Source organism: Pseudomonas sp. JQ170C, from assembly GCF_035581345.1.
GTDB lineage: Bacteria > Pseudomonadota > Gammaproteobacteria > Pseudomonadales > Pseudomonadaceae > Aquipseudomonas.
The window spans coordinates 5,874,932-5,887,424 of the sequence record NZ_CP141608.1; the positions used below are offsets into that span (position 1 = coordinate 5,874,932).

Below are 12,493 nucleotides of genomic sequence, written 5' to 3' on the forward strand. Positions count from 1 at the left end.
AACCTGCAGCCCTTCAGCAGGAAGCCGCACATGCTCCACTCACACCTGACCACTCTCAATGCCGTGTCCCTGGTTCTGCAGGCCTTTGAGGACGATGAGATTAACGCTCAGGCGTTGCTCGAAGGCAGTGGGATCAGCCTGGCCGACCTGGGCCGCGCCGATTCGCGCATTACCACCCGCCAGGAGTTGCAGGTGTGCGCCAATGCGGTGGCCCGGCGCCGTGAAGTGGGCCTGGAACTGGGCCGGCGCATGCATGTGTCCTGCTACGGCATGCTGGGTTACGCCCTGCTCTCCAGTGCCACCTTAGGTGACGCTTTGCACCTGGCCATGCAGTACCCGGCGCTACTGGGAACACTTTTCCAGTTGCGCCTGGTCGACGACGGCCAGCGTGTCTGGTTCAGCGCCAGCGAATACGGGGAAGATCCGCATCTGGCGGCCTTCAATGCCGAGTTCTGCCTGACCTCCCTGAAAGTCATCTGCGACGATCTGCTCGGGCAGCCATTGCCCCTGCTGGCTGCGCGCTTTGCCCATGCCGCTCCCGACTACCATCCGCTGTACTGCCATACCTTCGACTGCCCACTGCAATTCGAGGCCGGCGATAACGCCTTCGCTTTCGAGCGGCGCTGGCTGAATACGCCCCTGCCGCTGGCGGATCAGGTCACCCACCGGGCCATGAGCGAGCGTTGCCGTCGGCAGAACCTGGAGTTCACCGGACGCCAGGCGTGGCTCGGGCGCATCCGCCAATTGCTGCTCGACCAGCTCGAGGCCGCCCCCGGCCTGGAAGGCCTGGCACGGCAAATGAACTGCTCCTCGCGCACATTGCGCCGCCATTTGCAGGAAATGGGCAGCAGCTACCAGCAATTGCTCGACGAATTGCGTTTTGAACGGGCCAAGCAACTATTGGCCGAAGACCAGTTGCCGATCTACCGCATCGCCGAAGTGCTGGGTTTCAGTGAGACCGCCAGTTTCCGCCATGCCTTCCTGCGCTGGAGCGGCGTGGCACCCAGCCATTTCCGTACCTGAGCACCCCGGGGGCCGATCCGGACACGCAGTCTGGCCATATCGATCCCCTTTTGGCCGTTTATGCCGTTCTACCCCGGGGCCCCGCCATCAACAATGGACGGCACGCCAGTGACCCGGAGAACAACAACATGCTGACGATTTACTCTGATGACCATCGCTTGCACCACGGCCGCTGCGAGCTGATCGATGGGCAATTGATGCCCTGCTTTGAAATGCCTTCACGCGCCGATCACGTGCTGGAGCGGGTCAAGTACTGCGAGCTGGGGCCCGTGCAAGGCCCCGCGGATTTTGGCCGTGCGCCGCTGCTGCGCGTACACAGTGCCGACTACCTGAATTTCTTTGAAGGCGCCTGGCAGCGCTGGGTGCAGCTGGGTCACGACGGTGACCTGCTGCCCTTCACCTGGCCGGCGCGCACGCTGCGCAGCCTCAAGCCCAGCGGCCTGCATGGCGAGCTTGGCTACTACAGTTTCGACGCCGGTGCGCCCATTACCGCCGGCACCTGGAAGGCCGCCTACAGTGCTGCCCAGGTCGCACTGACCGCCCAGGCCGCCATCCAGGCCGGCGCCCACAGTGCATTCGCCTTGTGCCGGCCACCTGGACACCATGCCGCCAGCGATGTGATGGGTGGTTACTGCTACCTGAACAACGCCGCCATCGCCGCCCAGGCCTTCCTCGACCAGGGCCGGAAAAAAGTGGCGATCCTGGACGTGGACTACCATCACGGCAACGGCACCCAGGAAATCTTCTACCAGCGCAGCGACGTGTTCTTCGCCTCGATTCATGGCGATCCGCAAGCCGAGTTCCCGTTCTTTTTGGGCTATGCCGATGAAGAAGGCGAAGGTGAAGGCCAAGGCTTCAACATCAACTACCCACTGCCGGCCGGCAGTGACTGGCCGACCTGGAGCAATGCCCTGGACCAGGCCTGCGAACGCATCGCTGCCTACGGGCCGGATGTACTGGTGATTTCCCTGGGGGTCGATACCTTCAAGGACGATCCGATTTCCCAGTTCAAGCTGGACAGCCCCGACTACCTGCAAATGGGCGAACGCATCGCTCGCCTGGGCAAGCCGACCCTGTTCGTCATGGAAGGCGGTTATGCCGTCGAGGAAATCGGCATCAACGCCGTGAACGTACTGGAAGGTTTTGAACGCGCCCAACAGGAAGCTCAACGATGACCCGACTCACGCGCCTGATCGCTCCACTGCTCTGTAGCACCCTGCTTGTCGGTAGCCTCCAGGCTGCCGAGCAACGCACCCTGCGGGTCTACAACTGGTTCGACTACATCACCCCGCAAACCCTGGTGGACTTCCAGAAAGACAGCCAGGTAAAGCTGATCTACGACATCTTCGACACCAACGAAGCGCTCGAAGCCAAGCTGCTGACCGGCAACTCGGGGTATGACGTGGTCGTGCCTTCCAACGTGTTCCTGGCCAAGCAGATCGAAGCCGGGGTGTTCCAGCCGCTGGACCGCAGCAAGCTGCCGAACTGGCAGCACCTGGACCCCAAGCTGATGAAGCTGATCGAAGCCAACGACCCCGGCAACAAATTTGCCGTGCCCTACATGTATGGCACCGTGCTGATCGGCTTCAACCCGGCCAAGGTCAAGGCGGCACTGGGCGACAACGCCCCGGTGGACAGCTGGGACCTGATCTTCAAGGAAGAGAACATTGCCAAGCTCAAGCAGTGCGGCGTCGCCCTGCTCGACTCGCCCTCGGAAATCCTGCCCCTGGCCCTTCAATACCTGGGCCTGCCGCCCAACAGCGACAAACCGGCTGACTACAAGAAAGCCGAAGCGCTGATGATGAAGATTCGTCCACACATCACCTACTTCCACTCCTCCAAGTACATGGCCGACATTGCCAACGGCGACATCTGCGTGGCCGTGGGCTATTCGGGCAGCTTCTCCCAAGCCGCCAACCGCGCCATCGAAGCGAAGAACGGCGTGGTGGTGGATATGCGCCTGCCCAAGGAGGGCGCGCCGATCTGGTTCGACATGCTGGCGATCCCCAAAGGCGCCGCCAACCCGGAAGACGCCTACACCTTCATCAACTACCTGCTACAGCCCCAGGTCATCGCCCCGATCAGCGACTTCGTCGGCTATCCCAACCCCAACAAGGACGCCACCGCATTGGTCGCACCGGCCATTCGCAACAACCCCAACCTGTACCCGACCGAAGCGGCCATGACCAAGCTGTACACCTTGCAGCCACTGGCCCGTGACGCCGAACGCGCCCGCACCCGGGCCTGGACCAAGATCAAGGCCGGGACCTGACCGTCACACCCGCCAGGCACGCCGCAAACGTGCCAGGGCGTCGGCAATCCGGGCTTCGTCCACGGCGGCGAAGCCCAGCACCAACCCGGCGCGGTTATCCACAGGGGTGGTCGAGTCGGGTAACCAGTAGTCGCTCAAGGCGTTGAGCTCGACGCCTACGGCTTCGGCGCGGGCGATCAGGTCCTGCTCGCGGGCATAGCTGTCCACATCGACTTTCACATGCAGCCCCGCCGCGACCTCCGGCATCGGGCCCAGGCCTGGAACATCCACGGGCCAACCGGCCTGCATTGCGTTTCGCCGGCTCAGCGCCGCACGCCGCACGCGGCGGATGTGGCGCTGGAAATGCCCCTTGGCCATGAACTGGGCCATGACCGCCTGGGTACCGACTTCCGAATGCCGCACCGCCAGCGCCCGGCAACGGGAAAAGGCCTGCACCAGCTGTTGCGGCAGCACCAGGTAACCCAGGCGCAGCGCTGGAAAGGCGATCTTGCCGAAGGTGCCGATGTACAGCACCCGCCCGCTGCGATCCAAGGCTGCCAGCGGCGCCAGGGGGGCGCCGCTGTAACGGTACTCGCCGTCGTAGTCGTCCTCGATGATCCAGCCGTCCTTGCGCTGGGCCCAGGCAAGCAGCTCCAGGCGCCGGGCCAGGCTCATGGTGACCCCGGTGGGGTACTGGTGCGAGGGCGTCACGTAGCTCAGGCGACAGTTCGCCAGGGCATCGAGCGCGGCGCAATCCAGTCCGTCGTTATCCACAACCACCCCATGCACCTGCGCCCCGGTCAGGGCAAAGGCATTTCCGGCAGCGCGATAGCCCGGGTTTTCCACAGCCACACTCTCCCCCGGCTCCAGCAGCAGCTGTGCACAAAGGCTTATTGCCTGCTGTGCACCACTGGTGATCACAATTTGTTCAGCCGTGCAGGAAAGCCCGCGCGATCGACGCAAATAGGTCGCTATCAGCTCACGAAGCTGCGGTTCACCGGCCGGATCACCGTAACCCAGGGCAGCGGGGTCCGGATTGCGCCAAAAACCCGCCTGCAGCTTGGCCCATACGTCGAAAGGGAACAGATCGAGCGCCGGTAAACCGACGCGAAATGCCCGCGGCGGACCACTTTTTGGGGCGGGTAAATGATGGTTTTCGAGGCGCGTCAAAGGGCCAGTGTGGATAACTTTACTGGACAAAACCTCAGTATTTTCGGTCAATTTTGTGGATAACCCTGTGGAAAAACCCAGGGATAACCCTGTGGATACTTTTGTGGATAGTTTTGGTAGCTGGCTCACGTAAGTGCCATCGCCCACCCGGCTTTCGATGAAGCCTTCGGCATACAACTGGTCATAGGCACGCACCACACTGTTGCGCGAAAGCGCCAGCGCAGCGGCCATGTCGCGGGTGGCCGGCAACCGTGTACCACTGCTCAAGCGTCCATCCAGCACCCGCATGCGCAGTGCCTGGTAGAGCTGCCGGCTCAAGCCCTGGCGACGATCCAGCACGATCCCGGTGGGGTCGAACGGCAAGGTGAAGGGACGCTCGCTCATGACAATGGACCTATCAAATTAGCTGTTAATGGCTCTTACCATAGACCAATAGCCTGCCTAGGATTGGACCATTCGCCAAGGACAATCCCTATGTTCACACCTTCGAGCTACAAGGAAACCGACCTCAGCCAACTGCACCAGCAGATCGAGCAAACCCGCCTTGCCGTGCTCGTGACCCAGGGCGAACAAGGCCTGCAGGCCAGCCACCTGCCCTTGCTGCTGGACCGCAGCCAGGGCAGCAACGGCACGCTCTTCGGCCACTTCGCCCGCGCCAACCGCCAATGGCAGGAACTGGAAAACGGTGCCGAAGCCCTGGTGGTGTTTGCCGGGCCCAATGCGTACGTCAGCGCCGGCTACTATCCAAGCAAGCGTGAGGACCCGCGCACCGTACCCACCTGGAACTATGTGGCCGTACACGCTTGGGGCAAGGCCCGGGTGTATCACGATGCCGAGCACCTGCTGGACATCGTCCGGCGCTTGAGCGACCACCATGAGCAACGCCAGGCCAGGCCCTGGTCGGTGGATGAAGCGCCCGCCGACTACATGGCCGGGATGCTCAAGGCCATCGTCGGCTTTGCCCTGCCGATCGACCGCCTGCAAGGCACCCGCAAGCTCAGCCAGAACCGCTCGGCCATCGACATCGAAGGTGTGCGCCGAAGTCTCAGCAACAGCACCGACCCCCTGGACAATCAACTGGCCGCCCAGATGCGCCCACTCTGAAGGAAACAGCCATGTCGACCGTAAACATTCGCCCTGTAACCGCCAACGATCACAGCGCCTGGCTGCCCTTGTGGCAGGCGTATCTGGACTTCTACCAAACGCGCCTCGCCGATGACGTGACGAACGTCGCCTGGCAGCGCATGCTCGACCCCAACGAACCGACCAACGCGGCGCTGGCCTGGGTCGATGGCAAGGCGGTGGGCATGGTCCACTGGATCTACCATCGCTCCAACTGGAGCATCGAAAACGCCTGCTACCTGCAAGACCTGTACGTCCAGAGCGAGCAGCGCGGCCTGGGTGTTGGCCGCCAGCTGATCGAGTACGTCTACGACACGGCTCGCCAAGCGGGCTGCGCCAAGGTTCATTGGTTGACCCACGAAACCAATGCCACGGCGATCAGCCTGTACGAACAAGTCGCCGAACGCCCCGGCTTCATTCAGTTTCGCAAACCGCTGTAAACCCAGGAGCCACCCCATGAGTGAAACCTTGAACTGGCACCCGGCCAAACGCCCGCACCCCACACCGTTGGTGGGGCGCTTCATCCGCCTGGAAAAGCTCGATCCCCGGCGCGACCGCGAAGATCTCTGGGACGTCTTCCAGGGCCCCAATGCCGACCCCACGCTCTGGGACTACCTGGCCTACGGCCCGTTTACCGAGCGCGAAGACTTCGACCACTGGCTCGACAGCAACGCGGCCAGCAGCGATCCGTTGTTCTACAGCGTCATCGACCTGGCCAGTGGCCAGACCCAGGGCATCCTCAGCCTGATGTCCATCGTCCCCGACCAGGGCCGTATCGAAATCGGCCACATCGCCTTCGGCGCCGCCATGCAGCGCACGCCCAAGGGCACCGAGGCGGTTTACCTGCTGGGCAAGCTGGGGTTCGAGCTGGGCAACCGTCGCCTGGAATGGAAGTGCAACGATGCCAACGCCCGCTCCAAACGAGCGGCGCTGCGGTTTGGCTTCACCTTCGAGGGGGTGTTTCGCAAGCACATGGTGATCAAGGACCGGAATCGGGATACGGCCTGGTTTTCGATTACCGACGACGAGTGGCCGGCGATTGCGGCGGGGTTTGAGCACTGGTTGGGTGAAGATAACCAGCGGCCGGAGGGGCAACTACATACGTTGGAAGCCTGCCGGCAGGGATAACGTGTAGCCGCTGCCGCCAGGCTGCGATCGACTGCACAGCAGTCGCCATTCTGCGGCCGCTTCTCGGCCGATCGCAGCCTGGCGGCAGCGGCTACAGGCAAAAAAAAGGGGAGCAATCGCTCCCCAGAGGTTAACCGCTTGTAGACGGGGCCTGTAATCAGCCCTCGATCTCGATCAGGATTTCACCCGGGTTGACCCGGTCGCCCTTGGCCACGTGGATGGCGGTGACCTTGCCGGCAATGTCTGCCTGGACTTCGGTTTCCATCTTCATGGCTTCGGTGATCAGCACCGGCTGGCCGGCCTTGACCATGTCGCCTTCCTTGACCAGTACATCGACGATGTTGCCTGGCATGGTGGTGCTGACGTGGCCCGGTGCGCTGGCCTGCTTGCGCTTGCTGCTGCCACCGCCGACGAACTCGTTGAGTGGCTCGAACACCACTTCTTCCGGCATGCCGTCGATGGACAGGTAGAAGTGACGCTTGCCTTCAGCCTTGACGCCCACACCGGTGATGTCGACGCGGTAGGTTTCACCGTGCACGTCGATGACGAACTCGGTCGGTACGCCTTCGCCGCCGGCCGAAGCCACCGCGCCCGCTTCTGGAATCGGCAGCAGCGCTTCTGGGGTCAGGGTGCCGGTTTCGCGCTCTTCGAGGAACTTGCGCCCGATGTCCGGGAACATGGCGAAGGTCAGCACGTCTTCCTCAGACTTGGCCAGGTTGCCGATGTCAGTGCGCAGCTTGGCCATTTCCGGCTTGAGCAGGTCGGCTGGGCGCACGTCGATCACTTCTTCGCTACCGATGGCCTGGCGACGCAGTTGCTCATCGACCACACCCGGCGCCTTGCCGTAGCCACCTTGCAGGTACAGCTTCACTTCGTTGGTGATGGTCTTGTAGCGCTCGCCCGCCAGCACGTTGAAGAACGCCTGGGTACCGACGATCTGCGAAGTCGGCGTCACCAGCGGCGGGAAGCCGAGGTCTTCGCGAACCCGTGGAATCTCGGCCAGCACTTCGTTCATGCGGTTGAGTGCGCCCTGCTCCTTGAGCTGGTTGGCCAGGTTGGAAATCATCCCGCCCGGAACCTGGTTCACTTGCACACGGGTGTCGACGGCGGTGAACTCGCTCTCGAACTGGTGGTACTTCTTGCGTACGGCGTAGAAGTACAGGCCGATTTCCTGCAGCAGTTCCAGGTCCAGGCCGGTGTCGAATTCACTGCCCTTGAGGGCCGCGACCATCGACTCGGTACCCGGGTGGCTGGTGCCCCAGGCGAAGCTGGAGATGGCGGTGTCGATGTGGTCAGCACCGTTCTCGATCGCCTTGAGCTGGCACATGGCAGCCAGGCCGGCGGTGTCGTGGGAGTGGACGAACACCGGCAGCGACTGCTCGGCCTTGAGCGCCTTGACCAGTTCGCCGGTGGCGTACGGGGTCAGCAGGCCGGCCATGTCCTTGATCGCGATCGAGTCGCAACCCATGGCTTCCATCTGCTTGGCCTGGGCCACAAATGCGTCGATGGTGTGCACAGGGCTGGTGGTGTAGGCAATGGTGCCCTGGGCGTGCTTGCCGGCAGCCTTGACCGCTTCGATGGCCACGCGCAGGTTACGCACGTCGTTCATGGCGTCGAAGATACGGAACACGTCGATACCGTTGACGGCGGCCTTGGCCACGAAAGCCTTGACCACGTCATCGCTGTAATGGCGGTAGCCGAGCAGGTTCTGGCCGCGCAGGAGCATTTGCAGGCGGGTGTTGGGCAGTGCGGCGCGCAGCTTGCGCAGGCGCTCCCACGGGTCTTCCTTGAGGAAGCGCACGCAGGCGTCAAACGTTGCACCGCCCCAGACTTCCAGCGACCAGTAGCCGACTTTGTCGAGCTTGTCGCAGATCGGCAGCATGTCTTCGGTACGCATGCGGGTAGCCAGCAGGGACTGGTGGGCGTCGCGCAGGATTGTGTCGGTTACAAAAATTTTCTTGGACATTGTCGGGTTCCTCACAGGCCTGCGTGGGCGGCGATGGCGGCAGCGATGGCCAGGGCCAGCTCTTCGGGTTTGCGCTTGATCGAGTAGTTGGTCAGTTCAGGATGGCTTTCAACGAAGCTGGTATTGAACTGACCGCTGCGGAATTCCGGATTGCGCAGGATTTCCTGGTAGTAAGCGGCGGTGGTCTTGACCCCTTGCACGCGCATGTCGTCCAGGGCGCGCAGGCCACGGTCCATGGCTTCTTCCCAGGTCAGCGCCCAGACCACCAGTTTCAGGCACATGGAGTCGTAGAACGGTGGAATGGTGTAGCCGGTGTAGATCGCCGTGTCGGTACGCACGCCCGGACCGCCGGGGGCGTAGTAACGGGTGATCTTGCCGAAGCTGGGCAGGAAGTTGTTCTTCGGATCTTCAGCGTTGATCCGGAATTGCAGAGCGAAACCGCGGTGCTGGATATCTTCCTGCTTGACCGACAACGGCAGGCCCGAGGCGATGCGGATCTGCTCGCGAACAATATCGATCCCGGTGATTTCTTCGGTGATGGTGTGTTCCACCTGCACCCGGGTGTTCATCTCCATGAAGTACACCTCGCCATCGGCGAGCAGGAACTCCACGGTGCCGGCGTTCTCGTAACCCACGGCCTTGGCGGCGCGTACCGACAGATCACCGATGTAGGCGCGCTGTTCTGGGGTCAGTTGCGGGCTTGGGGCGATTTCGATCAGTTTCTGGTTACGGCGCTGGATCGAGCAATCGCGCTCGAACAGGTGCACAACGTTGCCGAAGCTGTCACCGAGGATCTGCGCCTCGATGTGTTTCGGGTTGACGATGCATTTTTCCAGGAAGACTTCCGCCGAACCAAAGGCCTTGGTCGCTTCGGAAATCACCCGTGGGAAGGCTTGTTCCAGCTCTTCGCGGCTGTTGCAGCGACGAATGCCGCGACCGCCACCACCGGAGGTGGCCTTGAGCATCACCGGGTAACCGATGCGATCACCCTCTTCAAGGGCTTCATGGATGTCGGCCACGTTGCCTTCAGTGCCTGGCGTCACCGGGACACCGGCCTTGATCATGCTGCGGCGGGCTTCAGTCTTGTCACCCATGCGGCGAATGACTTCTGCCGCCGGGCCAATGAACTTGATGCCACGCTCGGCACAAATGTCTGCAAGTTCAGCGTTCTCCGACAGAAAACCATAACCGGGATGCAGGGCATCACAACCGGTTTCCACTGCCAGGTTCACCAGCTTGCGCGGGTTCAGGTAGCCGGCCAGGGGCTCGGCACCAATGCTGTGGGCCTCATCGGCACGCTTGACGTGCAAGGCATGGCGGTCGGCGTCGGAGAAGATCGCCACGGAACGGATGCCCATCTCGGCGCAGGCACGCACGATGCGAACAGCAATTTCACCGCGGTTGGCGATCAGGATCTTTTTTATCACTGGAATAATTCCCAAGGCCGCTAGAACAAACGAGCCGGCATAACCGGTCGGCGCGTGACCAATCGTCGCTGGCCAGTCGCATCTTTACCCTAGCGCTGTCTCGGAATAAACAAAAATCAATATTTATTAGGGCGAGCATTAGCAAAAGCTTATAGTGCTGTTACAAGGTTTTTCCGGGACACGGACAAAATGCGTAAGTCATTGATGCGTATGACATTGCGTCAATTGCAGATCTTCAATGAGGTCTGTGATTTGCGTTCCTACAGCCGGGCGGCCGAGGAGATGAATCTGACGCAACCCGCCGTTAGTCTACAGATCCGCCAGCTCGAAGAACTGGTGGGCCAGCCGCTGTTCGAGTACGTCGGCAAGAAGCTCTACCTGACCGAGGCCGCCGAAGCGCTGCAACGGGCCAGCCGCGATATCTTTGGCCGCCTGGAGAGCCTCGACATGCAGCTCTCCGACATGCAGGGCTCGTTGCAGGGGCACTTGAAGCTGGCCGTCGAATCCAGCGCCAAGTACTTCGTGCCGCACCTGTTCGCTGCCTTCAAGCGTTTGCACCCGGAGGTCAACCTCACCCTCACGGTGGTCAATCGCGCCCAGGCCATTCGCAGGCTCTCCGACAATCGTGATGACCTGATCATCATGTCGATGGTGCCCCAGGACATGGGCCTGGAGTTCCTGCCCTTCCTTAATAACCCGATTGTCGCCGTGGCGCCGCCCGAGCATCCACTGTGCAAGCTGGAAAAGCTGCGCCTGCAAGACCTTGAGCCACATACCCTGCTGGTGCGCGAGCAAGGCTCGGGAACCCGCAAGGCCTGTGAGGAATACTTCAAGGACAAGCGCGTGCACTTCACCCAGACCCTCGAAGTCGCTTCGGCCGACGCCCAGCGTGAGTGCGTGATTGCCGGCCTGGGCATTGCCCTGCTGACCCGTCATGCGCTCAACCTGGAACTGGCTACCGGCGTGCTGCGCGAGTTGCCGGTGGAAGAGCTACCGCTGTACCGCAGCTGGTGTGTGGTGCAGGCCAAGGCCAAGCGGCAGTCGCCGGTGGCCCTGGCCTTTCTTGCGTTCATCCGCAGCGAACGGACGCAAATCAGCGGGCTTGTTGAGCGTTTTTCGGGGAACCTGCCGCCGATACCTGCCACACATTGATGGCCTGCAATTCGGGAAAATCGGCTATTTCCTGTAGAAGGCGACGCTGCTCGGAGTAGCTTTCAATCGCGCGGCGAAACTCCATGCGGCGCTGATCTTTCTCCTGCTGCTTGCGGGATTTGGCGTTGGGTTGATACGAGCCATCGAGTTCACGAGCCATTGCATATCTCCCTGATCGAGTGCGGGAGTCCAGCGTGGCTCAGGTGAATGACAGTTTGGCGGCGAGGGGGTTACAAGAGGGTGAATCTGCACTGTAGAAGCGGGCTTGCCCCGCGATTGAGGCACCACTTGCCGGCCTCGGTCGCGGGGCAAGCCCGCTCCTACAGTGGGGGTCAGTCGTCCATTGCCTTCACGGACTTGGGGGACAGGCGCAGGCTGCGCAAGCTGCGTTTGACGCTCTTGAGGTGGTTTACCAGGCTAGGGCCGCGCGCCATGGCGACGCCCATGGCCAGCACGTCGATGACCACCAGGTGGGCGATACGCGAAGTCAGTGGGGTGTAGATCTCGGTGTCTTCGTGCACGTCGATGGCCAGGTTGACCGTCGACAGCTCGGCCAGCGGGGTCTGGCTCGGGCACAGGGTGATCAAGGTAGCCCCGCTTTCACGCACCAGGTTGGCGGTAATCAACAGGTCCTTGGAGCGCCCCGACTGGGAAATGCAGATGGCTACATCACCAGGCTTGAGGGTCACGGCCGACATTGCCTGCATGTGCGGGTCGGAATACGCCGCCGCCGTGAGCAGCAGGCGGAAGAACTTGTGCTGGGCATCCGCCGCCACTGCGCCGGACGCACCAAAGCCGTAGAACTCGACACGCTGGGCATTGGCCATGGCCGTTACCGCACGCTGCAGGGCCTGGGGATCAAGATGCTCGCGCACCTCCATCAAGGTATGCAGGGTAGTGTCGAAAATCTTCAGGCTGTAGTCGGCAACCGAGTCGTCTTCATGAATGGCGAACTGGCCAAAACTGGCACCGGCCGCCAGGCTCTGGGCCAGCTTGAGTTTGAGGTCCTGGAACCCGGAGCAACCGATGGCGCGGCAAAAGCGCACGATGGTCGGCTCGCTGATACCAACGCTGTGGGCAAGATCGGCCATGGAGCTATGCATGACGGCTGCGGGATCCAGCAGCACGTGATCGGCAACCTTCAGTTCCGATTTGCGTAGCAGATGGCGCGACTGGGCGATGTGTTGCAACAGATTCAAGGGCAGGACTCGGTTATGATCGACTGACCGGGTTGTAGCTTTCTTGTAGTTATAC

Annotated in this window: 12 protein-coding genes; 7 read left to right on the top strand and 5 right to left on the bottom strand. The window is 61.9% G+C overall.

What is annotated here, in order from left to right; genetic code table 11:
* The first annotated feature begins 30 nt into the window (after window positions 1-30).
* The 3 genes from U9R80_RS26905 (at window position 31) to U9R80_RS26915 (ending at window position 3,295) form a co-directional block, all read left to right on the top strand.
* Window positions 31-1,023, top strand: coding sequence for an AraC family transcriptional regulator (locus U9R80_RS26905; protein WP_301838942.1), 993 nt, complete (start codon window positions 31-33; stop codon window positions 1,021-1,023).
* 128 nt (window positions 1,024-1,151) lie between these two features.
* A complete protein-coding gene (locus U9R80_RS26910; RefSeq protein WP_301838944.1) occupies window positions 1,152-2,198 on the top strand; it encodes a histone deacetylase family protein in 1,047 nt (348 codons plus the stop codon).
* Window positions 2,195-3,295, top strand: a complete 1,101-nt coding sequence (locus tag U9R80_RS26915; RefSeq protein WP_301838946.1) for a polyamine ABC transporter substrate-binding protein — start codon at window positions 2,195-2,197, stop codon at window positions 3,293-3,295. The genes U9R80_RS26910 and U9R80_RS26915 overlap by 4 nt, the downstream gene beginning before the upstream one ends.
* A gap of 3 nt (window positions 3,296-3,298) precedes the next feature.
* Here the strand turns inward: U9R80_RS26915 and pdxR are convergent, their stop codons facing one another.
* A complete protein-coding gene (pdxR, locus tag U9R80_RS26920; protein ID WP_301838947.1) occupies window positions 3,299-4,828 on the bottom strand; it encodes a MocR-like pyridoxine biosynthesis transcription factor PdxR in 1,530 nt (509 codons plus the stop codon).
* Between the two features lie 90 nt (window positions 4,829-4,918).
* Here pdxR and U9R80_RS26925 point away from each other — a divergent pair, with 90 nt between their 5' ends.
* The 3 genes from U9R80_RS26925 to U9R80_RS26935 are packed head-to-tail and all read left to right on the top strand — an operon-like array spanning window position 4,919 to window position 6,694.
* Window positions 4,919-5,548: an FMN-binding negative transcriptional regulator gene (locus U9R80_RS26925; RefSeq protein WP_301838948.1), complete on the top strand. Its 630-nt coding sequence runs from the start codon at window positions 4,919-4,921 to the stop codon at window positions 5,546-5,548.
* A gap of 11 nt (window positions 5,549-5,559) precedes the next feature.
* A complete protein-coding gene (locus U9R80_RS26930) occupies window positions 5,560-6,006 on the top strand; it encodes a GNAT family N-acetyltransferase (protein WP_301838950.1) in 447 nt (148 codons plus the stop codon).
* Between the two features lie 16 nt (window positions 6,007-6,022).
* Window positions 6,023-6,694, top strand: coding sequence for a GNAT family N-acetyltransferase (locus U9R80_RS26935; protein ID WP_301838951.1), 672 nt, complete (start codon window positions 6,023-6,025; stop codon window positions 6,692-6,694).
* Window positions 6,695-6,851: 157 nt separating this feature from the next.
* Here the strand turns inward: U9R80_RS26935 and oadA are convergent, their stop codons facing one another.
* Window positions 6,852-8,660, bottom strand: coding sequence for a sodium-extruding oxaloacetate decarboxylase subunit alpha (gene oadA, locus U9R80_RS26940; RefSeq protein WP_301838953.1), 1,809 nt, complete (start codon window positions 8,658-8,660; stop codon window positions 6,852-6,854).
* 11 nt (window positions 8,661-8,671) lie between these two features.
* Window positions 8,672-10,087 (bottom strand): acetyl-CoA carboxylase biotin carboxylase subunit, encoded by a 1,416-nt coding sequence (locus tag U9R80_RS26945; RefSeq protein ID WP_028942511.1) that lies wholly within the window; start codon window positions 10,085-10,087, stop codon window positions 8,672-8,674.
* A 204-nt stretch (window positions 10,088-10,291) separates the two neighbouring features.
* Between U9R80_RS26945 and U9R80_RS26950 the strand changes: the two genes are divergently transcribed.
* On the top strand, window positions 10,292-11,239 hold the full coding sequence (locus U9R80_RS26950) for a LysR family transcriptional regulator (protein ID WP_167332095.1): 948 nt from the start codon (window positions 10,292-10,294) through the stop codon (window positions 11,237-11,239).
* Here U9R80_RS26950 and U9R80_RS26955 read toward each other — a convergent pair.
* Entirely contained in the window at window positions 11,181-11,399 is a 219-nt protein-coding gene (locus U9R80_RS26955; protein WP_301838957.1) for a PA3496 family putative envelope integrity protein, read from the bottom strand. The two genes, U9R80_RS26950 and U9R80_RS26955, sit on opposite strands and share 59 nt — an antisense overlap.
* A gap of 172 nt (window positions 11,400-11,571) precedes the next feature.
* Complete coding sequence (gene hexR / locus U9R80_RS26960) at window positions 11,572-12,438, bottom strand: transcriptional regulator HexR (protein ID WP_274116930.1); 867 nt, start codon at window positions 12,436-12,438, stop codon at window positions 11,572-11,574.
* Between the last annotated feature and the right edge of the window lie 55 nt (window positions 12,439-12,493).